Genomic DNA, 26,857 nt, shown 5'->3' with positions numbered 1-26,857 from the left:
CCGGTCTCGGCGGTGAACTGGTTGGACGCAACACTGTCGGTATCGGCGTGTGCGGTCGGCACGTCGTCGACGATGGTGATGACGAGATTGCCGGCTGGAGCGCTGTCGCCGTCGGCGTCGGTGACGACGACCGCGAAGCTGGTGCTCGACGGATCGGTCAGCGTGTTGTCGATCAGCGTATAGGCGTAGCTGATGGTGCCGATGCCGGTGGTTGCATTGTAGACATAGCTGGCCGTCAGCGATCCTGTGGTGCCGTCGGCAAAAGTCTGGGCCGAGCCGGTCAGCACATGGCCACCCAGCGAGACGGTGGTCAGGCCGTCGGGCGAGGTGAAGCCGATGGTGCCCGAAGTGGTCTCGGTGGTTGCAGGCTCGTTGGAGCCGGCCGGTTCGCCGGCGCGTGCCGGCAGGCTGGCTTCATAGACGGTGGTGGTGGCGCCGCCGGCAGCCGGAATGGCGTCGGTCGGGGTTGAATCGCCGATGGCGATGGTCAGCGTGGTGTGCGAGGTGTCGCCGTCGCCGTCCTTGATGGTGTAGGTGAAGACATCGCTGACGCCGCCCTGCGTGCCGGCATCGCGAACATAGGAGTAGGAGCCGTCGGCGTTGAGCGTCAGCTTGCCGTAGCTGCCCTGGACCTGGGTGCCGAGCGTTGCGGCATTGTCGACATCGAGATTGGTGTTGCCGGCGGCAACGCCGACCACGGCAGCGCCATCGGCGCCCTTGACGTCGATGCCGGTGACCGGCGAGGTGGTGCCAACCGCGCTCAGCACATTGCCGGTCTCGGCGGTGAACTGGTTGGACGCAACACTGTCGGTATCGGCGTGTGCGGTCGGCACGTCGTCGACGATGGTGATGACGATTGCCGCCGGGGCTGACGAGGAGGTGCCGTCCGACACGGTGAGCGAGAAGGTCTCGGTCTCGGTGACGGCGGGAACGTCCGTGGTCGGACTGGTCAGCGTGTACTGGTAGGTCGCTACGCCAGTTACCGCGTTGTAGCCGGTGATCAGCAGCGTGCCGTGGTCGCCCGGGAAGGTCGAACCGTTGAGGCTGCCGATGGCAACCGTGGTGCCGCCGATGGTGACGCTCTGGACGTCGTCGAGGCCGTCGGGGTCCGATACCGTGAAGGTGCCGGTCGCCACCGTGCTGCCGTTGCCGGCCGCCGAGCCCGCCGCAAGGCCGGCTTCATAGACCAGGTCGTGCGCGCCGGCCGGGTTGCCCTGGTCGACGACGATCTGCGGCACGTCGTTGGTGCCGTTGATGGTGATGGTCAGGGACGCCAGAGCGGTATCGCCGTCGCCATCCGCCACAGCATAGTCGAAGCTCTCGGCCACGGTCTGGCCGACATCCAGCGCCTGTACCGCGGCATACCCGGCCGGGTTCTGGGCTTGGGTGTAGAGCACATATGTGTAGCTGCCGTCGGCGCCCACCGTAAGCTGGCCGTAGGTTCCAGCAACGTGGTTGGCAACGGCGCCGTCCCAGGTGATCGAGCCCAAGCCGTCGGTGCCGAGGTGATCCGCGTGGCCGTCGGTTGCGTTTGCGTCGGCGCCACCCACGCCCGTGATCACATTGCCGTCTGCCGTGAGCGGCCCATCTTCGGTGACCGAGTCCTGATCGTTGACCGCAACCGGGCCATCATCCTGGAATTCGATGCTCAACGCGACATGGGATACGGCGGTGCTCGTGTCGCCGTCGAAATCGGTGATGGTGGCCTTGACGTGCAGGTCGGCGGCGACGGTCGCTATGTCGTCAAAGGCTGCGGTGCTTGAACCGTCGACATTGTGAGCGATCGGCTGATATTGCCCGATCCAGACCGCTCCGGTCGGATCGACATAAACCTTGAAGACGTCGACGCCGTTGGCAGAACCAACGAGAACGCCGTCCGCATTTGTCGAGAGCATGATCGCCGAGCCGTCGAGTGTCTTCAGGCCGGAATCGACGTTTGACAGCGGATTGCCAATCGCGTCGGTGACGGCAAACGAGAATGTCGCGTCGTCATCGGCGCCGACCGAGGCGTTGAAAAGGCCGAGCGCGCTGGCTGACGATTTTGCGTAGCCCAACGCCCCCGGCTCGTCCACCAGAGCTGGCGGGGAGAGAGCGGTGTCATCCGCCGGATTGGGATCTGCGGCGTTGTTGACGCCGGCGGACTCGTCGTGGCTGACCCGGAAGACCTCGGTCTGCGTTGTGACTGTCGTGACCTTGGCTTCGATGCCGAAGATCTTGAACGGGTTGCCGCCAGTCAGGGTCGCATCGGTTCCGCCAGCGTTGGAATCGAAGGTAAAATCGTTGTAGTTGCCCACCTTGAGCTGGTCGAACGGGGTGCTGCCGATGACCTCGACAGTCGCACCATCGGGCACGCCGGCGAAGGCATAGCCCACCTGCACGCCGCCCTCGAAGACAGCCGTGCCGGCCGTCAGCACACCATTGATGCTCACGGTGAACGGCTCGAATGTGCCACCGTCCTTGGCGCCGATGAACATCACGGCGGCTTCGACACCCTGGGCTTCCGCAACATCGATCGTGAACTTGACCGAGTCGACGTCGTATGAACCACCGTCGGTGATGCTGGGCGGATTCGGATTGTTGGGGGCGATGACAAGATTGTTGACGAAGTCCATCGTCACGATTTCGGGGCCGGTCAAATGCGGATGGGTTTCGTATCCGTCGATGATCTGGCCGTCGCCGACGCCGATCTTGGTGCCGGTGGTGTTGACGGAATTGTCGCCTTCGTTGATGTCGACGGCGCTGAGCTTGATGTCGTGGTTGCCTGCGCCATCCATGCCGCGAACATCGGTGTTGCCGGCCTGCAGCGTGTAGACGATCGTTTCGGTCGTGGTTGTGGTCGTCGTGCCGGCATCCCGCGCGACGATCTGCGGAACGTCGTCGAGCACCTGGACCTTGAATGTACCAGCCGCCAGTCCGATGGTATCGCCGTCACCGTCCATGGCAACGACAAAGGCCGAAAGATCGATACCGCCATTGGCAAGCGTATTTTCGGTGTTGTCGCCCGGCAGCGTCGGATGATCGATCTGGTCGATCAGGGTGAAGACATAGGAGCCGTCCGCACCGACGGTCAGGGTGAAAACGGGACGATCCGTGCCCGCCTGATAGCCGGCACCGGCGCCTACATCGACATAGCCGGTCAGGGTCGTGCCGTCGGAGACGATGAGGACGTTGCCGCCTTTCGAATCAAACCCCGAATCCGATGGGGTGGTTTGGGTGACAAGGCCGAAGGCCGAAGTCGCATTCGGGCCGTCAGAGCCGAAGTCGACGATTGCATTCAATGCGCCGGCAGCACCGATGGCAACCGCGGAGTTTGTTCCGGTCACTTCGCCAGGCTGAAGATTGTCGGCATTTCCGGTGGACTGGCTGTTGTGCAGACCGTCTTCGTCGACATTCGCGGTGACCTGGGCGGTGCCAGTAACCTTCGGCCCGTCATCGTCGAAGGAGAATGCGGAGCCTTGGCCGTTGATCAGGTCGACGGTCGCCTTCTCTGTGATGGTGTCGCCGTCGCCATCCTGGCGCGTTACCTCATATTGCAGCTGAACCTGGCCGCCATTGGTCAGCGACAGATTGAGTTCGGAATCGAACTTGTTGCCGTCGGCGCCATGGTTGAGCGCTTCGTAGAGCGTGGTCTGCAGCTGCTCGGCGCCAGGCGCCCCGGTGATCGCGATGGTCAGAACCTGATCGCCATGCGTGTCGCGGCCGACGATCACTCCTCCTTCGAGGAAGAGCGTGACGGCGCCGCCGTCGGTGGCGGTGAGATTCGTGGCAAGGCCACCGGCCGGAATGCCGGTAAAGCTCAGATTCCCGGTAACGGTACCAGGACCGTCCGAACCATAGCTGCCGCCGACAGTGAACAGATTGGTCAGTCCGCCTGCTACCGCGGTGTTGACCTGCGCCAGGCCCGGACCGGCATCATCCGTGTTGGCGTTGCCGCCGGCATCTTCGGTCTCGCCGATAGCGCCATTGTAGCGATCCGCGCCAACCGTCTCGTCAAGCTCGACGGAAAGCAGGCCAGCCGCTCCATCGTGGGCGCCGACCGTTAGGCTTGGCCCATCGTCGTCGAAGGAGAATGCGGAGCCTTGGCCGTTGATCAGGTCGACGGTCGCCTTCTCGGTGATGGTGTCGCCGTCGCCGTCCTGGCGCGTTACCTCATATTGCAGCTGAACCTGGCCGCCATTGGTCAGCGACAGATTGAGTTCGGAATCGAACTTGTTGCCGTCGGCGCCATGGTTGAGCGCTTCGTAGAGCGTGGTCTGCAACTGCTCTGCGCCGGGCGCGCCGGTGATCGCAATGGTCAGGACCTGATCACCCTGCGTGTCGCGGCCGACAATCACTCCTCCTTCGAGGAAGAGCGTAATGGCCCCGCCGTTCGTGGCAATGAGATTCGTGGCAAGGCCACCGGCCGGAATGCCGGTGAATGCCAACTGCGCGGTCGTGCTGCCTGGCCCGTCGGCACCGTAGACGCCGCCAACGGCGAACAGCGAAGAAAGGCCACCCGCCAGGCCGGTCGTCACCTGGGCCAGGCCAACGCCGTCATCGGTGTTGGCGTTGCCGCCGGCATCTTCGGTCTCGCCGGCATTATAGCGGTCGCCGCCGACCGTCTCGTCGAGCTCGACCGAAAGCAACTGTGCCGCTTGCGCGGTTGCCTGGACCGAAAGCGTAGGGCCGTCGTCCAGCACACCAATATTGAGGGTCGCGGTGGCCGGATCATTGTCTGTGTCTGTAACCACGACGGCAAAGCTGTCGGAAACCCCCTCGGTCGTTCCGGTCGATGAGATGTCGTGATGATCAAGAGTGTTGTCGGCAAGGGTATAGATCCAGCTATAGCCGTTCGTCGGATTGCCGGTGACCACGAGCGTGCCGTATTGCCCGGCAACGCTGCCGCCGTTGGTCACGTCCACACCGTCAATGACAAGCGTCCCGATGCCATCACCCGAGACGATGTTGAAGGTCCCTGAAACCTGCTCGGCGGTGCTGGCCGGGTCCGTCCCGTCGGCAAGCGCGGCCTCGTTGACGACAAATCCGGAGCCAATGTCGATTGTCGGCGTCGTATCTTCTTCCCTGACCCCGATCGTCAGCTCACGCGGCTCCAGCCGTCCAAATTGCAGGTCCGTCGGCGGCAGCAATGCGGAAAGATCGAAGCCGTCGCCGATACCACCTGGGGGAATGGTGAAGTCGCCGCCGGCACTGCCTGGGGCGCCGCCCGGGCCGGCCGAGATCGAACCATCGGCACCGAAGGCGACATCGACGTGGCTCGCTTCAAGAGCGGCCAGCAAGGCCACGCGCGGAACTTCGACATCACCGATGATGAAGGTCGGCACGTTGAGCGCGCCATCCTTGATGAGGATGACTGAACCGTCGGCCTGTTCCAGCAACAGATTGTGGCCGTCGACCTTGATGTTGTCGATGGAGACGTCCGCCGGAAGTTTCACGATGTTGCTGGCGTCGGCCACGTATTCATGCGGCGCGGCTGCCGCCGGCGCTTTCGCCTCCGCGGGTGCTGCCGGCTGAACGGGTGCGCCACTGCCGACATCGACCGGCACCGGCTCGGCAGGCGCCGCCTGAGCGGCCTGCGCTACCTGGATGCCTGCCTGCGATGGCGAGCCGCCATGTTCATGTGAAGAGTGCTCGTCCCAAGAATTCGAGACGGTATCCAAATCGTTACTGGTCGTCATCGCCAAACCCCTCCGGCATTTCCCGGATAGAGACAGTGACGACTTCTGCTTTGCAACTGTCCCGCAATCAATTTCATATATCCCGGTATGCAAGTCTCGGCATTTTTTACATGTGGTAAACCCGGAAGATATAATCTGATATACATTGGCCGCGCCGCGCTTCGTTTGATATCCGCCGGCTGAGCTGGATTGGTAAACAGAAGTATAAATTTGAATAAAGTTTTACACAAAATAGGTATTCCCGATTGAAGGAAACTTATCCACCTTCCTTTCCAGTAATTTGAGACAATATTGGTACCGTCCACAGTCAAGAGGTGGGCGTCATGAAAAAAGAAAAATCTGCCCTGGGAATAACCGGGCTCAGGCTCCTCCTGCTGGCAATGGCGATTGCAAGCCTGCCGCAGCCATCATCCGCGAAAGCAATTGCCGTGAATGCCGGCGCTGCCGCTGGAGTTCTGGCGGCGGTCGAAACCCCGTCCAGTCTCGGCGGCGTTTCGCTGGCTCGGCCGCAGCCATGGCAGCCGGTTTCAGCCTACCGGATCGGCATGATTTTCAGCAGCTCTGTTGCCGTTGATGAAAAGCGTGGTTCTTCGATCGCGTCGCCCGCCGCCGGGATCGACTTGATCCAGACGGCGGCGATCATTCCCGGCGTGTTCGGTTCTGTTGCACTGTCGATGCGCAATTTCCCGGTTTCGGCGCGCTGGGCGCCGGTCTACAAGGCAATTGTCGACTGTACCGCGAGCAGCGCGTGCGAACGCAAGAACAGCGCCTTTGCCGAGATAGTCAAGGCAGCCGGGAACAAGCGCTTCATCGACAAGTTGTCCTTCGTCAACTCAAGTATAAATCGCGCCATCGCCTACAAGAAGGACAGCGTGGTTTACGGCAAGCTCGACTACTGGGCCAAGCCCCGGGAAATCCTTGAGCGGCGGGCAGGGGACTGCGAGGATTTCGCCATCCTCAAGATGGCCGCGCTGCTGCATGCAGGCATCCCGGCGCAGAGCATGTCGCTGGTCGTCTTGCAGGATCGCAAGCGCGGTTTCTTTCATGCCGTGCTGTCGGTCAGCACCGGCAGCGGCGTCTTCATTCTCGACAGTTTGAGCAATGTAGTTTCCCGCGACACAGACCTGCCGACCTACGTGCCGCTGTATTCGTTCAGCACCGATCGCGCGTGGATCCATGGCGCGAAGACCGGTTCTGCTCAAATAGCCGATATCAAGGGCGGCCTTTCGACGGTCGCGCCTGGTGAAGGTATGCAGCCGTAAGCTCCCATCAGAGAGTCTTGAGCGCTCTATCTCTTGTTTGACGCAATTTTCCACGGAAACCGCTCACACTTTTCCCGGAATTGCTCTAGCCGCCGAAGACGAACGCCATCAGCAGTTCCGGCTCGACCACCGGCGCCCGCACCGCGCTCAGTTGACCGCGGTAGCGGCGGTCGCCGGCGCCTATGACGAAACCGGTCGCGACCGGCGTCTCGCCATTGGCGTCCAGCCTGGCGAATATGTCGGCGACATTGAGGTCCAGCGCCAGCTTGAGATCCTGGCGCGCGTCCTCGTTCGGCGCCACCGGCAATTGCCGCCGCACCAGTTGCTGGAACGGCGCATTGAAGGTCAGGATCTTCTTCGACGATGCCAGGGCAAAGGCCGGCGAGGGACAGGCGACGAGAATGGCGTTGATGGTCTTGATCGAGGCGAGCCTCTGCAAGGTGACGTTCTGGTCGGCCAGTCCACGCATGCAGGCTACGCGGATTGCCGATGTCAGGTTTCCGGCGTTGGCGTGGCTCTCTGCAATTTCCTCGATCAGTGTGCCGATCGTGCATTTGCGGCTTTCCGCCATCTGCTTCAGCGAAGTCCAGAACGCCCTCTCCAGACGAATGCCGCGGCGCGTGCCGCCACGCGCCACAACCCGGAACTCGAGACCGAAATCCTCACTCGCCAGCGGTGGCAGCAGCCGGTCGCGATCGACCGGGCGGGAGATCGCACTATCGCTCACTCATTGCCTCCTCCCGCGCCTTGTTGATTGGTTTCAGAAGGTAGGTGAGAATCGTTTTGCGTCCGGTCTTGATGTCGACCGAACAGATCATGCCGGGGATGATCGAATAGGTCTTGCCGTCGCGTGTCAGGGTCGATTTGTCGGTGGCGACACGCACCTGATAGTACGGTTCGCCGGTCTTCTGGTCGACAAGGCTGTCGGCAGTGATGTTCGACACCTTGCCTTCGATGCCGCCGAAGATCGAGAAGTCATAGGCGGTCACCTTGATCAGGGCATCCTGGCCCGGCCGGATGAAGGCGACGTCCCGCGGTGAGACCCGGGCTTCGACCAGCAGGGTCTCGGACGTCGGCACGATACCCGCGACGACCGCGCCGGGCTGGACAAAGGCGCCGACCGTGTTGATGTCAAGCGTGTTGACGATACCATCGACAGGCGAACGGATATCGGTACGCGCCACCTTGTCGGTGGCACCGCGTATCGTCTCGTCCACCACCGAGAGATCGGCCAGCGCCTGCGTCAGATCGCTGAGCGCTTCCTGTTGCAGTTGCAGGCCAAGTTCGTCGACCTGAAGCTTGGCTTCCGTGATGGCAGACCTGGCTTTCTTGATGGTCTCTCCGGCAAGCGTCAGCTGACCATTGAGCTCGGTCTGCTCGCGCTCGACGCGGAGCTGCTCGGTTCGCGCCATCAGGCCTTTCTTGACCATCGCTTCGACCAGCTTCGCCTCCTGGTCGCTGACGGCCAGGTTCTTGGTGAGGCGATCGGCATTGGCGTTGGCTTCGTCGAGTTCCTTCTCACGCTGATCGAGGCGCGACTTGAGAACCGACAGTTTGACTTCGAAGTTGTCGCGCCGCGCGATTAGCAGCTTCTGCTCGTTGTCGCAGATTTCCGGCGCCACCTTCTGGATCTCGGGCGGGCAGGGAAACGCGCCCTCTAGACTTCCGGTCTGTTCGAATTTGAGCCGTGCAATGCGCGTCTGCAATGCCCGCGCCTTGGCCTGCTGCTCGCCAAGGCTGGAAGTGTTGAAGGTGTTGTCGAGACGAATGATGAGGTCATTCTTCTTGACGACCTGACCGATCGTCACGGCGATTTCCTGAACCACGCCCGGCTCGCTGGCCTGGATGATCTGGGTCTTCGACGCCGGTATGATCTTGCCGTCGCCGCGTGCGATTTCATCGACCTCGGCGAAGGATGCCCAGGCTACCGAACTCGCAAAAAGCGCTCCGATAATGAATATCGAAGCCGACGCAAAAAGCGGCGGACGGTCTTCCCTGGCTAGCATTTCCAACGCCCCAATGTGTTGAATTAACCCAGTAATTCTGTTCGATCAGGCGCTTGTTTTCTGCAGCGCCTGTATCACCTGGTCTTTCGGTCCATCGGCAACGATCTTGCCCTGCTCGATGACAATGAGGCGGTCGGCCAGCTCGAGCATGCTGAAGCGGTGCGTCGAAACGATCAGCGTCGTGTTGCGATCGAAAGCCACTTTGAGCTGCTTGATCAGCTGGCGCTCGGAAGCCAGATCCATCGAGCCGGACGGCTCGTCCAGGAACACGATTTTCGGTTTGGTCAGCAACAGGCGGGCAATTGCCATTGTCTGCCTCTGACCGCCGGAGAGATTGGTGCCGCGCTCGCCGACATTCATGTCGTAGCCTCGCGGATGGCGGGAGACGAAGTCGTCGACGCCGGCAGCCTTGGCCGCGTCGACGATCTGCTCATCGGTCGCCTCCGGGCACGCCATCAGGAGATTTTCCTTGATGGTGCCGGAAAATAGATCGTTGGCTTGCGCGACGATCCCGACCGCGGCGCGAACCTCAGATGGGTGGTATTGGCGGATGTCGATCCCGTCCAGCAGCAGCTCGCCGGAGGTCGGCAGGAAAAGCCTGCCGATCAGCCTCCCCATGGTCGTCTTTCCCGAGCCTATGCGGCCGATGATGCCGATCCGCTCACCGGGCTTCACCGAGAAATTCAGGCCGGTCAGCACTTCGTTTTCGGAACCCGGGTAGACAAAGCCGACATTCCTGAATGCCATTGCACCGTTGCGAATGGGGCGGTTGACGAAACCAACCGTGTCCGGCCGATCCTCAGGCTGCGCCATGATCGAATTCACCATTCGCAGGGACAGCATCGCCTGGCGAAGTCTGGACAAGGTGATCGCAATCTGCCCAAGCGGGGCCACCGCCCGGCCCGCCAGCATGACGGTGCCGATGATGGCGCCGGTCGAGACATGCCCTTCCGAAAAGGCATAGGCGCCGGCCACGATCAAAGCGACGGTGACCATCTGCTGGATGGCTTGCGTTATGTTGCCGGCGGCAGCCGAAAGCTGTTTGATCTTCTCGGACGTGTTGGATGCGTTCTTGGAATGCTCCGCCCATTTTCGCAGAAGGTACGCCTCTGCCCGCAGCGATTTGATCGTTTCCAGCGTGGAGATGGATTCCACCAGCAGGGCCTGGCGCTGCGAAGCCTCGTTCATGGAAGCGGCAACGCGTTTGCCGATGCGCCGTTGCGTGATCAGCCCGACGATCACCGAGGCGACAAAGGCAATGGCCGGTATGACGACCAGCCAACCGCCTATCGCATAGATGACAAGAAGAAAGACGAAGACGAAGGCTGTGTCGATGAAGACGCTGATGGTGTTCGACGTGAAAAACTCGCGCACGAACTCGTACTGGGTCACCCGATTTGCATATTCGCCGGTTGAGCCGGGCCTTGCCGACAAGGACGAGTTCAGCACCTTCTCGAAAAGCATATAGGAGATGCGAAGATCGGCCTTGCGCCCGGCATAGTCGATCAGTGACGCTCTGGCGGTCTTCAAGAGCAGGTCGAACAGAATGACCGCGCCGATCCCGATCGACAGCACCCAGAGCGTCGATATCGCCTTGTTCGGCAAGATCCTGTCGTAGACATTCATGGTGAAGATCGGTGAGGCAAGAGCCAACAAATTGATGAATACCGCTGACAGGATGACCTTGGAATAGGTGCGCCAGAACGGCCCCATTGTGCCGGTCAGCCAATGTCGCCGCTCGATCTTGGCCGCAGAACCGACGCTCATCGCCTCGACCGCGTTGGCATAGGTTATCGAGAACGAAACGCCGCCACTGATATAACTTCCGGAAAACTCGGATTTGCTGATTGTCGTGCGGCCGTCTTCCTGGGGAGCGGTCGTAAATCCACCGTCCTCGGTCTGGGCAAGCAGCGCTACAGGCAACTGGCTGACGCGAAACAGAATGGCGGGAAGGTCGATGCGTCCGCGAAGAAAGTCGCGATGGCTGAATTCCGTGATTTCAAGACCGATGCGTTCGGCAAGATGCCGGATGGCGTCGATATCGATGCGGGTGTCTGACAGCGGCACGCCGGCAAACAGCACGGTCTCGGAACTCGGCCTGCCGAGGTACCCAGCAACAGCGGAGAAGCAGGCCTTGAACGCCTCTTTTGGGGAGAGGATTTTGGGTTGTGGGTTCACGATTGGCCCGCAGGACTATCGTTCGTCCTTGACCTTCCTACTTCTTTCTTACCGGTGCGAGGATGTCGAAAGGCAGATCGTTCGTCTGCTCCGACGGCGTGCGCGCATAGGTTTCGGTGTCGGCCGTTTCAGGCGCATTGAACTCGGCCTTGGCATAGGCGGTGGCCTGTTTTGCCGGCTGAAGATTCATGGTCTTCAGCAACTGCCCGGTTGCCGCCAGCAGCCGGTACTGCGCGAAAAGCGACGCGTAGGATGCGGTGTCGGCAAGCGTAGCTGTGTTGAATCGCGTGTTCTGCGCGTCGAGCACGTCGAGCAGCGAGCGCTGTCCGACCTTGAACTGCTCGCGATAGGACGCCACCAGCCTTTCGTTGGCGGCAGCCTGAAGCTTCAATGTCTTTGCCAGATCGGCCTGCCGGAAGCGGCGATCCCATGATGTACGGACGGCTTCCTCGATCTCGCGCAGGACCTGGTGCAGCACAAGGCGCTGCTCGCTGGTGCGGCGGACCTGCTCTTGCTCGTTGGCTTTGTCGATGCCGCCGCGATAGAGGTTCCAGCGCAGCACCAGCCGCGCCTGCAGGTCGCTGGCGTCGCCATCGTCGCCGTCGATGTCATAGCCGCCGCGGGCGCGGCCTTCGGCGATGACGGAGGGCCCGAATTTCGCCCGCGCCGCATCCACCAGGGAGGCGGCGGCGTCGATATCGCTGTTGGCCATGTGGACGCGCGGATTGTTCTGTCGCGCCAGCCCTAGCGCGTCGTCGAGCGACCTTGGCAGCGCGCTCGAGACATCGCTTGGCCTTGACGCGTTGGTCAGCGGCTTACCGACCGTCTTGAAGAACCGTATCTTGGAAGCCTCCAGTTCTTCGGTCGCCTCCTGCATACGTGCCTTGGCAGCGAACAGCCGCTCCTCGGCCTGCTGGCGATCAGCCTCGTTCAACGCGCCGCCTGCAATACCTTGCCGGATGTCGCCGAGGATTGCCTGGTGAAAGCCCAGATTCTTCTTCGCTTCTGAAACGATCGAAGCCTGCAGCATGTATTCGAGATAGTCCTGGACGACAGACAGTCCAATGAATTCAGACCGTTCCAGCACCCGGAACGATGCGCCGTCGACCCGCGACGCCTGACGATTCAGTTCCGCCCGCCTTGCGCCGCTGTCATAAAGCGTCTGCGTGACAACGACATCGGCTTCCGCCGGATAGAGCGCGTCATCCTCTATGGACAGCGAACGCCGGGAGGAATTGTCGAGACGACGAACCCCCGCCGACGCCTCGACATCGACGCTGGGAAGATAAAGTCCCTTCGCTTGGCGTAGCTCGAATTCGATTGCTTCGCGGTTTTCGATCGCTTGGCCAATTTCGGGGTTGGACTCCACCGCAACCGCCATCGCCTCCTGGAGAGTGAGCGCGTGAGCATTCCCACAGCTCAATATGGCGACCGTCGTCAGCAGGCCAAGGCGCTTGCCAATGGCCGGCATAACTATTGTTTTCATTTTGCCCATCCCAACGTTTCCCCGCGCCCTTATCCCCGGGCGCTACAACTCAAGCGTGATTGTTCACAAATTTACAAAATATGTGAGCGCTTATTGATTTAGTGACCGGTAAAACGCTGAGTTCAAGCCATAAATCTAAAGAATGTAGCAAAAATAGCACATAAAGATACTCAGGTGCGGTTTCTGGCAACAGCCATCCGGGTTCGCGCAGGCAAAGGAGAATGCTCCCCGGGGAAGGGACCGCAGTGGCAACTTACAACCAATCTGCTCAGATAGCCTGACTATTTCTGGGGCGCATATTCATCTGCGAGCCCACATGGCAATTGGTTGGCAACAGGATGAACTTCGAGGCAAGTGAGCCCGTCCTAATCCGGCGCGTCGACTCGTAAATCCGTTCCACGGATTACAACTGCCTGCAAGCTGCCGCATGTTCGTACTTCCCAAGTCTCATCGGCCATATCGAGACGCTAGACCGTCAGCTGGTCGCGCGGCTGTTGCCACAGCTGCCGATCTGCAACCGGCCCCAATTTCCGACGTTCTGGACCTGGTCTCCCAAGGTTTGGAAAACGAGGTCAGCTATGGTCGGCAGTTCGGGGTCGCGGGAGCATACGGGAAGCTTTCAGATTTTGGCCCACGAAGAACTCAACAAAATCAACGATTTTCATTCGCCCTCCGGGCCCACCATAGCCATTGATTTTGAAACGCGCAAATGCACCTGGAGCAGTGACGGTAATTTCGAAAAGTGTTGGGCGCGGCTGTCGAACGCCACAAACTGCAAAAAATCGTCCGATTGATCCCGATAGTTGGTGAAACCTCAAAATATTTTTTGCGCCGATTTTTCCTTTAAATCAAAAGGGTAATTTTTTGACGGTTCTGGTGGCGGACTTTTTTGCTGTGATGGAAAATACTGACAGTCGTTCAATGGGTTATAGGCTGTATAAACAATCGAGTGGGAATGATTCAGGCCCACTCAAACGCCGCCGAAAATACGCCAATCTGACGTAACGCGCTGAAATAAAAACAAATCCTTTCAGGATGATCAGCGACAATCGGTGCTTAGAGATTGCCTTTGACGGACCGCCTGACGGACCTTCCGCATATTCCGCGGCTATCGCAAGAGTGCCGGGCGTTTTTGCGTACTGGCCGAGGTCCCTTGCTTGGCAAGTTCCTTCCGCGACAAGGGTCTGCTCGACAGCATTTTCGTCGCTATTGCCAATGCGGAGCCCCGGAGGATCAAAACCGGTTAGCAGCATGATGCCGACGGTTCAGAGCAAGCGACTCAGATTCCCGATTTGCTCAGAGTCTCCCAGCCTATGGCTCTCCGTGCAGCGGGCCTTGAGCGTCTGGCTCGACCTTTTTGAAAGCTCGCCTCCAATCGCTGGACGAGTTTGGCGGCAAGGCTAGTCGTCTCCATCGGTGTTATGATCGATGCCAGGGAGGCCGCCTGGACCATGGCGTGAACTCATTGCCGTATGCTGGCAGTGCAAGGCAATGAACTGACTGCACAACATGTAGGTGCATTCGTGGATCAAATTTCCAGATAGCCAAACAGCGCGCGTATCTCGATTAGGTGGCAAGGAGTTGCGAAAGCTATGTTCGCAGTTTGAGAATCGTCCGATATGCCGCACAACGATGCCGGCAAGACGAGCCGAGGATGATCTGACGCAATGTTCAGATCCAAGAAGGACGGTTACCTGTGGCCCAGAAAGGAATCACACTAAAGGACGTTGCCGCAGCGGCTAAGGTGTCGCGCGCCACGGCCGCCCGGGCGCTCAACAGCTATGGTTACGTTGGCGACGAGACGGCGCTCCGCGTGGTTGAGGCAGCCGAAAGGCTGGGCTATCGGGCCAACCTCGTCGCGCAGGCGCTGCGCAGCGGACAATTGCCGATCATAGGCTTCGTGCCCGGCGATATCCAGAATCCGTTCTTCGCCCGAATCGCGCACGACATAGAGGTGGAACTGCGCAAGCACCGCCACAATCTTCTGATTGCCAGCAGCGAGGAGAATGTAGAACAGGAGAAAGAACTGCTTGAGAGCCTTCGCTCGCTCAGCATTCGCGGCTTCATCCTTGCCCCAACGTCTGCAACCGACAGCCACCATATCGTGCAACTGGCCCGCGAAGGCGCACCGATCGTGCTCATCGACCGCGTGGTAAAGGACCTGCAATGCGACAGCGTCGTCGTCGACAACGAGGGCGGGGCACGCGAGGCAGTGGACTATCTGGTTGGCAACGGTCACCACCGGATCGGTCTTTTGCGCGACGAGTCACGCATCTTTACGGCACAGGAACGCTTGGCTGGCTACCAAAACTCGCTCCACTCGCATGGGATCGCAATCGATGAAGCGCTCATCGGCGTATCGCGCTCGACCGTCGAGCACGCCATCGAAGCCACGATCCGCCTGTTCAGCCGGCGCAATCGCCCGACCGCACTGTTCACGGTGGACAGCCTCATGACGCAAGGCGCGCTTCTTGGCCTGCGTTCAATGGGGCTCTCGATTCCGCATGATGTGTCGGTGGTTGGCTTCGATGACTTCAACCTCGCCACGTTCACCGATCCGCAGATAACGGTCGTGGCGCAACCCATCTCCGAGATCGGACCGCTCGCCGCCAGATACCTGCTGGAGCGGCTTGCCGGCAAAAAGGTTGCACCGCGCCGTACCCGATTTCAGACCCGCTTGATCGTACGCGGATCGGTTGCCCGGCGCGCTGTGCGCTAAAGAGCAAACCCCTCGATTTCGGAGAATTTCGTCTAAAGGACTTGCCATTGGCGAAATTGCGTGCCCATTATTGCTTGTGAGATCGATCTCACATCGGGAAAACGAGCTAGACGGCCCACCGACGCCTAAGGCGGGCTAGAGGCCTGTAACATGCGAAATACAAGGAAAACGTCATGCTGAACTTCGATAGGGACCGCTTCGTGAAGATCCAAAGCGGGGCCGTCGCCGTCGCAGGTGAGGTTCGCTCACTGATGCGCACACTGCTGGCAGATGGCGTCGAGCGGCTGTTTTTCATGGGCACCGGCGGCGTGCAGCTTCTAACCTTGCCCGCGATCGAGTTGGCGCAGCGCTGTTCCACCTTCCCGGTGAGCGGTGCCTATCCGGCGCAGGTCGTGATCGATCCGCCCGCCGGTCTCGACAGCAAGGCCGTGGTGGTCATCCCGTCCTTGTCGGGCACGACCAAGGAAGGCGTCGAGCTCATGGCCTTTCTGAAAAAACGTGGTGTGCGCACGATTTCGCTCACCGGCCATTCGGATACGCCAATCGCACGGGAGGCTGACCACAATTTCACGAACTTCGCCGAAGACGACACCTCGTCGGAATCCTTCTACCTGCAGACGCTGCTGATCGTCCTGGCCCTGCTGGAAGAGCGCGGCGAATATGATGATTTTGATGGCACTGTCGCCGAACTCAAACTGCTGCCGGATCTGCTTGCCGACGCCAAGGCTGCCTTTGAGGACAGGGCGGCCGAACTGGCCCAGACAATCAAGGACGATACCTATCACATCTTCACCGGCGCCGGCTCGGTGTGGCCGGAGGCACACTATTACGGCATGTGCATCCTCGAAGAGATGCAGTGGATTCGCACCCGCCCGGTGCACGCCGCCGACTTCTTCCACGGTACGCTCGAGTTGGTCGAGCCGGGCGTCAGCGTTTTCGTGTTCAAGGGCGAAGATGCCCTTCGGCCCCTGGCCGACCGGGTCGAGAACTTCGCCAGGCGCTACACGGACCGCGTTCGCACGCTGGACGCGGCCTCGGTCAAGTTGCCGGGCATCTCCGCAAAGGTCCGCGGCATGATCTCGCCGGTTCTGCTCGCCACCTTGCTCGAGCGGCTGAGCGCCCATCTCGAGGTGCTGCGCAACCACCCGCTGACCACCCGTCGCTACTACAAACGCGTGGAATATTGATCCCCTCTTACCTCTGAAGGAGCTATCCATGAAACGTTCGCTGCAAGTCGTGGCGGTCACGGTGGCCGCGGTATCATCATTGGGGTTGTCGATAAGCGGCAGTTCCGCCGCTTCGCCGGCTGTCACGGCCGACCCAAACGCCAAGGTGGAATACACCGGCACGCTTTCGGTCCTGACCAAGTTCGGGCTGCAACAGCTGTCGCCCTATTTCGTCAACCTGGCACAGGCCTATGAGAAGCTCCATCCGGATGTGAAGGTCGAACTTATCCAGGAGAGCGACGACAGCGTGAAGGGCAAGACCAAGACGCTGGTCGCTTCCAACTCGCTGCCCGATATCTATTTCTCCTGGACAGGCAGCTGGGGTGGCAATTTCGTGCGCGGCAATCGCGCCGTTGATCTCACGCCCGTCATTGCTGCCGATACCGAGTGGGGCAAGTCGCTGTCTCCAGCCGCCGTCAAGGCGTTCCAGTACAACGGCAAGTTCTATGGCATTCCGCTTTACCAGGATGCCAAGTTCATGGGCTACAACAAGCAGATCTTCGCCAAGCTCAGCCTCAAGGCACCCGCCACTTTCGAGGACTTGCTGACCAGCTGCGACGCCATCCGCAAATCCGGCGTGACACCGATCTCCTTCGGCAACAAGGAGGCTTGGCCGGCGATCCACTTTGCAGGCCAGCTGCTCGCCTACAACGTGCCGCAGGGAACGCTGGAACGCGACTTCGATCCGGCCACCGCCCAATACAGCGATCCAGGCTATGTCGCAGCACTCAAGCAGTTCAGCCAGCTTGTCGAGCGCTGCACCGATGGCGCCGGCGTCAACGGCACATCCTATGCCTCGGCTCTCCAGGCCTTCACCAACGCCCAGTCGGCCATGTACTACCAGGAAATCATCGAGTTCGATCAGGCCGCCACGCCGGAGTCGGCGTTAAAGCCCGCCGATTTCGGATTCTTCCGGCTGCCGGTGCCCGCCGGCGCCAAGGGTGACGCCAAGTCGATCGAGGGCGCGCCGGAGGGCTACATGATCAATGCGGCATCGAAGAACATCCCGCTGGCGATCGATTTCATGAAGTTCGTGACCTCGAAGGAAAATGCGCAGGTCTTGTCTGCGCCACCCTATGGCCAGCCGAGCGCCACCATCGGCGGCGCCTCGGAATCGAACATGAGCGCGGCTGTGGTCGATGGCCTCAAGGATATCAACGCCGCCTCATACCTCATGCCCTGGCTGGATACGGCCAACCCACCGCGCGTCGCCGCCGTCTGGCTGTCCAGCCTGCAGGCGCTGGCGGGCGGCTCGATGACGCCCGAGCAAGTGATGGACGAGGTGCGCAAAGCCGCATCCGCGGCCAAATAAAGCAGGCGAGCATGGCAAGGGCCTCGGACACAGTGGACAGCGGCGCCGACATCGGCGTCGCCAGGCCGCAACGGCCAAAGAGCCGGCGGGCCTGCTTCGCCAACCTGTTGTCGTTGCGATGGGCGGCGATCGCGCTCATCCTCATCGGCTGGTTCGTCTATTATCCGATCGTCGACAATTTCATCGTCAGCACCACCGACCAGGACATCTACACCGGCGAGGTCACCAATGTCGGCCTCGCCAACTACGACCGGCTGCTGCATGACCCGGTCGTGCTGCTGGCGCTGTGGAACAACTGCCTCTACGCTCTCATCTCCGTCATCTTCCAGGTCTTCGGCGCGTTCCTGCTGGCGGCCATTATCGAGGACCTGAAAAGCGAAAGCTGGCGCCGGCTGTGGCGCGCCGTCTATTTCGTGCCGTCGGCAATCTCGATCACGGTGACCGGCCTGCTGTTTTATTTCATCTACCAGCCGCAGATCGGCTTGCTGGATGCCGCGCTCAGCCGTGTTGGACTGAGCCAGCTCGTCATGCCTTGGCTCGGCAATGAGCACACCGCCATCTATGCCATCATCGCCATGAGCCAATGGCAGGGTTTTGGCTATTCGACGCTGCTGTTCGCCATCGCCATCCAGAAGATCCCGCGCGACCTCTACGATGCCGCAACGATCGACGGCGCGGGTCCTCTTCGCCGCCTGTGGAGCATCACCTTTCCGCTGACCCGGGAAATGACGGGGTTGATGATCATCGTCACCATCACGGGCGCGTTCCAGGTGTTCAACGAGGTCATGGTGATGACCGCAGGCGGGCCCAACAACAGCAGCCAGGTGCTGGGCACGTGGCTCTACCAGAAGGCCTTCATCGAGGACAATTTCGGCTATGGCGCGGCGATCGCCGCCGTCATCTTCATGTTGACCATGCTCACAGGTGCGGCACAGCTCTGGTACACCAAGCGCCGCCGGGTGCAGCTATGAGTGCGATGGTCGCAGCCGGTCGCAGCCGGCACGTCAATGTGTGGTCGGTCATCGCCAGGACGTTGCTCTATTCATTCCTGGTCTGCCTTGGTGTCGTCGTCATCTATCCGCTGATCTGGATGGCGCTGAGCGGCTTCAAGGACAATGCGCAGATCTTCGGCGATCCCTTCGCCCTGCCCACCCATTGGTCGTGGAACAATTACGTGCAAGCGTGGAACCAGGGCGTGCGTGGCTACGTGACAGTCTCGGTGCTGGTGACCGTCGCTTCGGCCATATGCACCGTGCTGATCAGCGCCTGGACGGCTTTCGGCCTGACCCGCACCAAGATGCCGGCAAAGCCGCTGGTTATCGCCATCGTTCTGGGCGGCTTGATGCTGAGCCCCACGGTGGCGATCATTCCACTGGTGAAGATGTTGCAGGCGCTCGGTCTCTACAACACCTACTGGGCGCTGATCATTCTCTACACGGCGTTCCGTGTGCCGTTCACCACCTTCCTCATCCGCGCCTACATGCTGGATCTGCCTGAAGACATCGACGAGGCGGCGACGATGGATGGCGCCAGCGAGGGTCAGATCTTCTGGCGCATCACCTTGCCGCTGTGCCGGCCGATCATCATTTCCTGCGTCATCCTGCACGTCCTGTTCGCCTGGAACGAATATCTCTTCGCCATGATCTTCACGAGCGGCTCGGATGTGCAGACGCTGCCGGTCGGACTGACGTCGATCATGGCAACCCACGGGACCAACTATGCCGTGGTGTTCGCGGCCATGACGATCTCGGCGCTGCCTATCGTGATCGTGTTCTTTGGCGCGCAACGCTACTTCATCCGTGGCTTGGCCGAAGGCATCGGCAAATAACAATTCCCGAAAGGAGCCTTCATGCCGCAGCTCGCTGCTCATCAGCTGATCGGAGCCAATTTCAGCTTCCAGCACTTCCCCTTCGATGAGGTCGCCAGGACGATCCGAGGCTTTGGCCTGCGCGAGATCGAGCTGTGGGGGATTGCCCAGCATCTGGACCTGTTCCACGCCACGGACGCACGGGTCGAATCCGTTCGCCGGGTACTCGCCGACAACGAGCTGTCGGCCTGGTGCTTTACGCCTGAGCAGGTGTTGTATCCAATCAACATTGCCTCCGGCGACGCCGCACTGCGCCAGGACAGCATCGAGCGGTTTTGGCGTGCAGCCGACATCTGCGCGGCGCTTGGCGCCCGCTATCTCTTCCTGACGCCCGGCCGGGGCTACGAGAGCGAACCCCGGCAACCGGCATGGGACCGCGCGGTCGGTTCGATCGGCGAGATCGCCCGGCGCGCCGCCGCAAACGGGGTGCGCTGCCTGCTCGAGCCGTTGCAGCGGTTCGAGAGCAACCTCGTCAATAATGCGGCAGGCCTGCGCCAAATGCTGGATGAGGTGGGCGCCGGCAATATCGATATCGTGCTCGACACTGTCGCCATGGCCACGGCCGGCGACACCGTGGCCGGCTATGTCGACCTGTTCGGCTCGCGGCTGGCGCATGTTCATCTGGTCGACGGCACGCCAGGCGGGCATCTGGTGTGGGGGGAGGGCACGCTGCCGCTCGACCACTATGTCAGCGAACTCGCGCGCCTCGGCTATGCCGGTAAGTTCACCTTCGAGCCGTTCGGCAACGGCTCCTACGCGCTCGATCCGGTAAAAGCCTGGACACGCTGCCTTGGCGCCATCGCGCCGTATATCGATCGCGCAACGGTGCCGGCATGAGGTCGAAAAAGCTTATCGCGGTCGGGGACAATTGCCTTGATGCCTATTTGACCAACAACTTGATGACGGTGGGCGGCAATGCCTTGAATGTCGCGGCGCAATGGCGGCGCAACGGCTGGTCCGCGCGCTATTTCGGCGCCGTCGGGAACGATCCCGAAGGCGACGTGGTGCTTGCCGAACTGCAAGGTGCCGGCCTATCTCCGGACGACGTCGAACGGCGTCCCGGCGATACGGCCGTCACCTTGCTGCGCGATGAATCCGGCGACCGGAAGTTCCTGCACGAATCCTTCGGTGTGGGCGAAAACTACATGCCGGCGCCCGCGCATTATGCGGTCATCGCCGCGGCCGACTGGGTGCATCTCGGCACCAACGCCAACAAGCACCTTGTTCAACGATTGGTGACGGACCATGTGCCGTTCAGCATCGATCTATCGACCGCCCATATGGCGCTGCCGCTCGACGGTGTCCCGCTTTTGTTTGCGTCCGGACCGGACGATGTCGATGTTCCCATCGAGCCATCGCTGGGCGCGCTCAGGGCGGCCGGCGCAAGGCAGGTAGTTTTGACCTGTGGTCGACGCGGCTCCTACTTCGACGATGGCACGAATGTCGTGCATGCGCCGGCGACGCTTGTCGATGTCGTGGATACGTGTGGCGCCGGCGACAGTTTCATTGCCACTTTCCTCGCCGGCTTCCATTTCGGCGGCCTCGGCGCCCTGGAGGCATTGCACAGGGCGTCGATCGCGGCGGCGCAGACCTGCACCCATCTTGGCGGGTTTCCCCAGAGACCGCGTCCGATACCCGATTGGCTGCCAGCCAAATATGCCAGCTTCATTGTCGATGCGCAGGGAGCCCAAGCGTGAGTACAATTCGTTTGCGGCAGCCTGCGGTCGCGCTTGCATCTGACCGGTCGTTTTGGCTGCAGGACATTGCCGCCGCCCCTGCGACCGAGCCATTGCGAGGCGACGAGCGCGCCGACGTGGTGATCGTCGGTGGCGGCTATACCGGTCTGTGGACGGCGCTGCGGATCCTTGAACTTGCGCCGCAAACGCGGGTGGTGATCCTTGAAGCCGATCTGTGCGGATCGGGGGCCTCGGGGCGCAACGGCGGTCAGGTCCATTCATGGTTCGCCGAAATCGACCAGATCAGTGCGGTCGTCGGTCTCGAGGAAGCGCGCCTGCTGTGCGCCGACACGGTGGCATCGATCGCGGAGCTGAAGACGCTGCAGCAAAACGGCACCATAGACATGGACCTGAGGCTGGACGGATGGTTGTGGACAGCAAGCTCCATTGCGCAGGAAGGCGCCTGGGAGACCGCCGTGGCCTTGACGGCGGTTGTTGGAGAAAACCGTTTCAGCCCGCTGACGGCCGAGGACATTCAACGCCGCACCGGTTCATCGGCCTCCTATGTCGGCGTCGTCGAGACCACTGCCGGCACGGTCCATCCCGCCAAACTTGCCATCGGATTGCGCAAGCTGGCACTGGCACGCGGCGTCATCATCCATGAGCGCAGCCCGGTCCTCGCCATCGAACCCGGCATGACATGCACGGTGCGCACGGCGCATGGCGCGGTACGGGCTGACAAAATCGTGCTTGCCGCCAACGCCTGGCTTTCCGCGCTGCCGGAACTGCGGCGACATCTTTATGTCGTCGGCAGCGAGGTGATTGCCACTGCCGCCGTTCCCGAACTGCTCGACAGCATCGGTTGGCGCGACGGTGCCTCGATCTGCGATTCCCAGGCCCAGGTGCTCTACTACCAGCGCACCATCGGGGGCAGGGTGGTCTTCGGTCGTGGCAGCGGCAACGTCGCCTTCAGTGGAAATTTCGGCGCCAGCTTCAACCGCAGCCCGGAGCACGGTCGCGACAATATGCGAGAGCTGCATCGGGTCTACCCCTCGCTGCGCGGTGTGGCGATCGAATATGACTGGTCGGGGCCGATCGACTGCGTGCCTGAACACGTTCCTGTCTTCGACCACCTGCGCGATCATCCCAATATCTTCTACGGCATGGGATTTAACGGCACCGGCATCGCGCAGACGCCGATAGCCGGACGCATTCTGGCGAGCCTGGTGCTCGAGCGAAAGGATCGCTGGAGCGAAAGTGGTCTGGTCGGCATCGAGCGGCGCATGTCGCTGCCGCCCGAGCCTTTGCGTTATCTCGGCGCCAGGCTTGTCCGCGCCGCGGTCCGCCGCAAGAACGAGGCCGAGATCCGCAACCGAAAGGCGGGCAGGATCACCAATCTTCTGGCAGCCCTGAAGCCAGGCAGGCCCAAGAAGTAGCCGGGCATCTGGCTCATCGTCACGCTCTTCAAACCATGAGCCGGCACGTGCCGTCCCGATGACGGTGGACGCGGCATTGCGATCAGGGTGCTTGCTGGGTTGATCGACGTACATTCTTAAAGCGGAGTGCGTCGACCTTGTTCTAACGTATTCATGTGGGCCGTATCGCCGTCACACCTATGCTTGGCGCACTTGCGGCTTTCCATTCGAGGGCGGGCCAACGGATCCGCGTGCAATGATGGCGGTCGGCAAAATGAGCTTTTCCGCCGGGCGGGAATCTCCCTTCAATCGCCGGATGAGCAATTCCGCGACGCTCTTGCCAAGCGCGTAGACGGGCTGGTCGATAACGGTGATGGGCGGCGTGGTGACGCTCGTCCAGTCCGCATCATGGAAAGTGATGAGCGAAATGTCGTCGGGAACCCGCAGGCCGCGCTCGCGGGTCACCTTGAAGATCTCCAGCGCAATGACGCTGTCGGAGGCGAGGATCGCCGTCGGCCGATCCGGCGCCGACAGCATCTCGCCGGCAACCCTGCGCGTTTCGGTGGGGCTTGTCGCGCCAAGGCGAACAAAGCGTTCTGGCCGATCAAGTCCGGCCTCTCGGCACACGGTGAGGAAACCGTCGATGCGCTCACGGACCGACGAGGTGTAGATCTGCCCGAGATCGCGGTACTCGTGCCCTTCGGCGTCGACCGCGGTCACATAGGCGATGTTGCGGTGGCCGGCATCGGCTAGAAAGCGGGTCGCCAGCATGGCGATGCCGCGATCGTCGGTCGTGACCGTATCGACATCCAGATCTGCCAGCGCCCTATCCAGCAGGGCAAGCGGTCGGCCCGAGCGGTGGATATCGCGCAGGTGCGCGATGTCGCGCGATTCCGACGGCGTGACGATCAGCCCGTCGACGCGCTTGCCGATGAGCAGTTTCACGGCCGCCTTTTCCGCCTCGATCTTCTCGCCGGAATTGGCCAGGATGACGTTGAACCCGGCTGCCTTTGCCGCGTCGCTGATGCCGCGTACCGCGAGGCTGAAGAACGGGTTCTCGATGTCGCCGACAACCACGCCGATGATGCCGGAGCGGCCGGTCGTCATGCTGCGGGCGAGCTCGTTCGCACGATAGTCCAAGGCCTTGGCCGCGGCCATGACTTCCGCGCGGATCATGTTGCTGACGACGCCGTATCCGCCGAGCACGCGCGCGGCTGTCGCTTTCGAAACATTGGCCGCGCGGGCGACGTCGCTGACCGTTATCGACGGGGTCTTGGGGGCGGTTCTTTTCATCGGATGACGACTACAAGAGTTGTTGACGGCAGGTCAACGTGGCGATAACGATTAACAAAGAGACCGGTCTCACGCAATATGAGACCGGTCTCTTTAAAAGGAGTGGAGCCGAGAGGCGTGACGGACCGTGATTTCGGCAAGGGCATGTCGGCGCGCCAGATGGCGGCTCGACGCAAATACCAAGAAGAACAGACCTTCAGAGTGGAGAAAGACATGAGCAGCAAAGAAATTCTCAAGTCGTTGATGTGCCCGGTCAGAACCGGCGCAATGGCTCTTATGGCGATGTGCGTCGGCGCCGGGCTGGTTTCAGGAGCGGCCGCCGCGGATGACAATCCCTATGGCCTCATTGATGCGAAGGTCATCAGCGTCGGAACCATGGGCGATGCCAAACCCTACGCTTTCACCCAGGCCGATGGGTCGTTCACCGGCTTCGACATCGAATTGTTCCGCAACGTGGCGAGCCGCCTTGGATTCAAGCCCGACCAGGTGATCTTCACCGGCCAGGAATTCTCGGCGCTTATGCCTTCGGTTGCAAACGAGCGCTTCGATGTCGCGGTCGCGGCAATCGGCACGACGGAAGCACGCAAGAAGACCGTCGACTTTTCCGACGGGTATATCGCAGGCTATCTCTCCGTGCTTACCGCCGACAAGGCGATCACGTCGGCGGACGGGCTCAAGGGCAAACGTCTCGGCGTCGTGCAAGGCACGCTCCAGGAAATCTACGCGGCGAAGAATTTTGTCGGAACCGATCTCGTCAAATTCCCCGACAACAACTCCGCCGTTTCGGCGCTTAACAACGGAACCGTGGATGCCCACTTCCTCGATTACGAGGCTGCCAAGGACTATGGCGTTCGCTATCCGAACCTGAAGATCGCGGTCAATATTCCTTCCTTTGACGCGCCGGCCGGCTTCGTCCTGCGCAAGGGCAACGACAAGCTCCGCAATGCGCTGAACACCGCCCTTCACGCGGCCATGCAGGACGGCACCTGGAAAACGCTTTATGAAAAGTGGTTCCCCGGCTCGCCGATGCCCGACCAGTATCTTCCCAAGAAGTAGACCGTACCCGGCCGCTGGCTCTCATGCCGGCGGCCGGATTACGCCGCCGTCCTTGATGCGGACGATGTGAATAGCGCAACCGAAAGGGGGGCGAATGAACTGGCTCGAAAACCTGCGGCGCAGTTTCCTCGACTGGCAGGCCATGGCGGACGTGCTGCCCAGCATGATCACCATCGGATTGAAGAACACGTTGATCCTCGCCGCCGCGTCGACGGTGCTGGGTGTCATCCTCGGCATGATCCTGGCGGTCATGGGCATCTCGCAATCGCGCTGGCTGCGCATTCCGGCGCGGGTCTACACGGATATATTCCGTGGGCTGCCGGCGATCGTCACCATCCTGCTGATAGGCCAGGGCTTTGCCCGCATCGGCCGTGAAATCTTCGGCCCTTCGCCCTTTCCGCTCGGCATTCTTGCGCTGAGCCTGATCGCCGGCGCCTATATCGGCGAAATCTTCCGCTCGGGCATCCAGAGCGTCGAGCGCGGGCAGATGGAGGCCTGCAGGGCGCTCAGCATGAGCTACGGCCAAGGCATGCGCCTGATCGTGATCCCGCAAGGCATCCGCCGCGTCTTGCCGGCCCTCGTCAACCAGTTCATCGGCAACGTCAAGGATTCAAGCCTTGTCTACTTCCTCGGTCTGCTCGCCTCGGAGCGCGAGATCTTCCGTGTCGGTCAGGACCAGGCAGTGGTCACCGGAAATCTCTCGCCATTGCTTCTGGCCGGCGTGTTCTATCTCGTCATCACCGTGCCGTTGACCCATGTGGTCAACTACATCGACAACTCGCTGCGGGTCGGAAAGCAAAAGGCAGGCCTCGTCATCAGCGGCCTGGCCGAAGTGAGCGAACTGGAGGGCGCCACCGGCAGTGCACTTTCGGAGGCCGGCTCTGATGCCCGCTCAGCGCTGCCCCGCTTCAAGGGCGGCAGTCTCGCCATTACCGATCTCGACATGGCCTATGGCGACCTCGATGTTCTCAAAGGCGTCAGCCTGGCAGTCAAGCCTGGCACGGTCACATGCGTGATCGGCCCATCAGGTTCGGGCAAGTCGACCCTGCTGCGCTGCCTCAACCGCCTGGTCGAGCCCAAGGGCGGTGAGGTGTTGCTCGATGGTGCGAGCATCCTGGCGATGAAGCCTGAAAAACTGCGCCGGCGTGTCGGCATGGTTTTCCAGCAGTTCAATCTGTTTCCCGACCACACCGCGCTCGAAAACGTCATGCTGTCGCTGACCAAGGTAAAGGGGCTCCCTGTACAGGAAGCTGAGCGCATCGCCGAGGCGCGCCTTGCCGACGTCGGGCTTGCGACCCGCAAACACCATCGTCCAGGGAGCCTTTCCGGTGGCCAGCAGCAGCGTGTGGCAATCGCTCGTGCATTGGCGATGGACCCGGAGGTCATCTTGTTCGATGAGGTAACGAGCGCACTCGATCCAGAACTGGTGAAGGGTGTGCTCAACCTCATGGCGGATCTCGGCCGGCGCGGCATGACAATGGTCGTGGTGACGCATGAAATGGGCTTCGCCCGCAAGGTCGCCGATCAGGTCGTCTTCATGGATGAAGGCCGCATCATCGAGGCCGGCACGCCTGCCGCGATTTTCGACACGCCGAAAAGCCCGCGTCTGAAGCACTTCCTTGCCGAAGTGCTTTGATCACGCATGAGCCCTTCAAGACGGCCGCCCAAACCAACCTCCACCAGTGA

At 61.2% G+C, this 26,857-nt stretch carries 17 protein-coding genes; 11 read left to right on the top strand and 6 right to left on the bottom strand.

From position 1 onward, the window contains the following. Positions 1-5,675: beta strand repeat-containing protein (locus tag NKI46_RS18485; RefSeq protein WP_352747283.1), on the bottom strand; the 5,675-nt coding region annotated here is incomplete at its 3' end. Between the two features lie 323 nt (positions 5,676-5,998). Here NKI46_RS18485 and NKI46_RS18480 point away from each other — a divergent pair. Continuing rightward, entirely contained in the window at positions 5,999-6,937 is a 939-nt protein-coding gene (locus tag NKI46_RS18480; protein ID WP_352747280.1) for a transglutaminase-like cysteine peptidase, read from the top strand. An 85-nt stretch (positions 6,938-7,022) separates the two neighbouring features. Here the strand turns inward: NKI46_RS18480 and NKI46_RS18475 are convergent, their stop codons facing one another. From NKI46_RS18475 to NKI46_RS18460, 4 genes are read right to left on the bottom strand one after another with little or no spacing between them, the layout of a single operon-like run. Next, positions 7,023-7,664, bottom strand: coding sequence for a ribbon-helix-helix domain-containing protein (locus tag NKI46_RS18475; RefSeq protein ID WP_023712249.1), 642 nt, complete (start codon positions 7,662-7,664; stop codon positions 7,023-7,025). Then, entirely contained in the window at positions 7,654-8,943 is a 1,290-nt protein-coding gene (locus tag NKI46_RS18470) for an HlyD family type I secretion periplasmic adaptor subunit (protein ID WP_023738302.1), read from the bottom strand. Before NKI46_RS18470 ends, NKI46_RS18475 begins: the two co-directional genes overlap by 11 nt. 45 nt (positions 8,944-8,988) lie before the next feature. After that, positions 8,989-11,121: a type I secretion system permease/ATPase gene (locus NKI46_RS18465; RefSeq protein ID WP_023687775.1), complete on the bottom strand. Its 2,133-nt coding sequence runs from the start codon at positions 11,119-11,121 to the stop codon at positions 8,989-8,991. A gap of 37 nt (positions 11,122-11,158) precedes the next feature. Next, positions 11,159-12,607, bottom strand: a complete 1,449-nt coding sequence (locus NKI46_RS18460) for a TolC family protein (protein ID WP_023738304.1) — start codon at positions 12,605-12,607, stop codon at positions 11,159-11,161. Positions 12,608-14,303: 1,696 nt separating this feature from the next. Between NKI46_RS18460 and NKI46_RS18455 the strand changes: the two genes are divergently transcribed. The 8 genes from NKI46_RS18455 (at position 14,304) to NKI46_RS18420 (ending at position 22,843) form a co-directional block, all read left to right on the top strand. Then, on the top strand, positions 14,304-15,326 hold the full coding sequence (locus NKI46_RS18455) for a LacI family DNA-binding transcriptional regulator (protein ID WP_023753931.1): 1,023 nt from the start codon (positions 14,304-14,306) through the stop codon (positions 15,324-15,326). A 173-nt stretch (positions 15,327-15,499) separates the two neighbouring features. Next, positions 15,500-16,513, top strand: a complete 1,014-nt coding sequence (locus NKI46_RS18450) for an SIS domain-containing protein (RefSeq protein WP_023686869.1) — start codon at positions 15,500-15,502, stop codon at positions 16,511-16,513. Positions 16,514-16,541: 28 nt separating this feature from the next. Beyond that, positions 16,542-17,864: an ABC transporter substrate-binding protein gene (locus tag NKI46_RS18445; protein ID WP_023825901.1), complete on the top strand. Its 1,323-nt coding sequence runs from the start codon at positions 16,542-16,544 to the stop codon at positions 17,862-17,864. Positions 17,865-17,875: 11 nt separating this feature from the next. Beyond that, positions 17,876-18,835, top strand: a complete 960-nt coding sequence (locus NKI46_RS18440; protein WP_023682778.1) for a carbohydrate ABC transporter permease — start codon at positions 17,876-17,878, stop codon at positions 18,833-18,835. Continuing rightward, on the top strand, positions 18,832-19,692 hold the full coding sequence (locus NKI46_RS18435; protein WP_023686871.1) for a carbohydrate ABC transporter permease: 861 nt from the start codon (positions 18,832-18,834) through the stop codon (positions 19,690-19,692). Before NKI46_RS18440 ends, NKI46_RS18435 begins: the two co-directional genes overlap by 4 nt. Before the next feature lie 21 nt (positions 19,693-19,713). Beyond that, entirely contained in the window at positions 19,714-20,568 is an 855-nt protein-coding gene (locus NKI46_RS18430; protein ID WP_023686872.1) for a sugar phosphate isomerase/epimerase family protein, read from the top strand. Beyond that, positions 20,565-21,428: a PfkB family carbohydrate kinase gene (locus NKI46_RS18425; RefSeq protein ID WP_023686873.1), complete on the top strand. Its 864-nt coding sequence runs from the start codon at positions 20,565-20,567 to the stop codon at positions 21,426-21,428. The genes NKI46_RS18430 and NKI46_RS18425 overlap by 4 nt, the downstream gene beginning before the upstream one ends. Beyond that, a complete protein-coding gene (locus NKI46_RS18420; protein ID WP_352747275.1) occupies positions 21,425-22,843 on the top strand; it encodes an NAD(P)/FAD-dependent oxidoreductase in 1,419 nt (472 codons plus the stop codon). The genes NKI46_RS18425 and NKI46_RS18420 overlap by 4 nt, the downstream gene beginning before the upstream one ends. A gap of 177 nt (positions 22,844-23,020) precedes the next feature. On the opposite strand, the gene NKI46_RS18415 is transcribed toward NKI46_RS18420, so the two are convergent. Beyond that, positions 23,021-24,115 (bottom strand): LacI family DNA-binding transcriptional regulator, encoded by a 1,095-nt coding sequence (locus tag NKI46_RS18415; RefSeq protein WP_352747272.1) that lies wholly within the window; start codon positions 24,113-24,115, stop codon positions 23,021-23,023. Between the two features lie 213 nt (positions 24,116-24,328). On the opposite strand from NKI46_RS18415, the gene NKI46_RS18410 reads away from it, so the two are divergent. Together NKI46_RS18410 and NKI46_RS18405 are read left to right on the top strand one after the other, a co-directional pair. After that, complete coding sequence (locus NKI46_RS18410) at positions 24,329-25,171, top strand: ABC transporter substrate-binding protein (protein WP_023825904.1); 843 nt, start codon at positions 24,329-24,331, stop codon at positions 25,169-25,171. 94 nt (positions 25,172-25,265) lie between these two features. Further along, on the top strand, positions 25,266-26,807 hold the full coding sequence (locus NKI46_RS18405; RefSeq protein WP_023695154.1) for an amino acid ABC transporter permease/ATP-binding protein: 1,542 nt from the start codon (positions 25,266-25,268) through the stop codon (positions 26,805-26,807). Positions 26,808-26,857 lie beyond the last annotated feature (50 nt).

The organism is Mesorhizobium sp. M0615 (assembly GCF_040320805.1).
In the GTDB taxonomy this organism is placed as follows: domain Bacteria; phylum Pseudomonadota; class Alphaproteobacteria; order Rhizobiales; family Rhizobiaceae; genus Mesorhizobium.
The sequence above is the reverse complement of the archived record's forward strand: the minus strand, read 5'-3'. Positions and strand labels throughout refer to the sequence as shown.